This window comes from Labrys sp. KB_33_2 (genome assembly GCF_052114505.1).
Lineage (GTDB): Bacteria > Pseudomonadota > Alphaproteobacteria > Rhizobiales > Labraceae > Labrys.
The window spans coordinates 1-572 of record NZ_JBFREW010000084.1 but is presented as its reverse complement, the minus strand read 5'-3'; the positions used below and the strand labels follow the sequence as shown (position 1 = coordinate 572).

The following is a 572-nucleotide window of genomic DNA, read 5'->3' as shown; positions in this document are numbered from 1 at the left end:
CGCCTGTCCGGCGGCGTCATCTACGCCAGCTTCGATCGCCCCGATGACAGGGCCGAGGCAAAGAGCGGCTTCCCCATGCCGTTCAATGGAACGGACTATTATGTGGCGCTTCGCGCCACCACCATGCTGACCCCGCAGATCTATGCCTTCATCGAAGGTGGCGCCGATTTCCATCGATATGACAAGAACGTCAAGGGCGACTCCGTCTACCACATGACCACAGGCCTCGGCTCGGAGCTGATCCGGCTCGTGCGCGGCGAAGTCTATGTCGGTTATCAGACCCGCAGCGGATCGCGCCGCATCTCAGGCTCGTCGAACCAGCCTGCATTCGGCGGAAGGATCACATATTACCCCACGCAATACATCACTATTGCCGCCTCTGCCGATCAGTCGCTCTCCTTTTCGCAAACCCCCGTTCTGCTTCCCTCAGGCAATGGCAGCGTCTCTCAGGCCATGCAATCGGCGTCAGGCCGGACATTCCAGTCTCGCATTCAGGCCGACTACGCGCTGTCACAACTGTGGTCGGCCTATGTCCAGGCCGGCTATGGCCAAACACGATACAATGCAATATC

Annotated in this window: 1 protein-coding gene; it reads left to right on the top strand. The window is 59.4% G+C overall.

Features of this window, described 5'->3' with window-relative positions; all coding sequences use genetic code 11:
• A partial coding sequence (locus tag AB4037_RS34640) for an outer membrane beta-barrel protein (protein WP_441774685.1) occupies window positions 1-572 on the top strand: 572 nt, incomplete at both ends.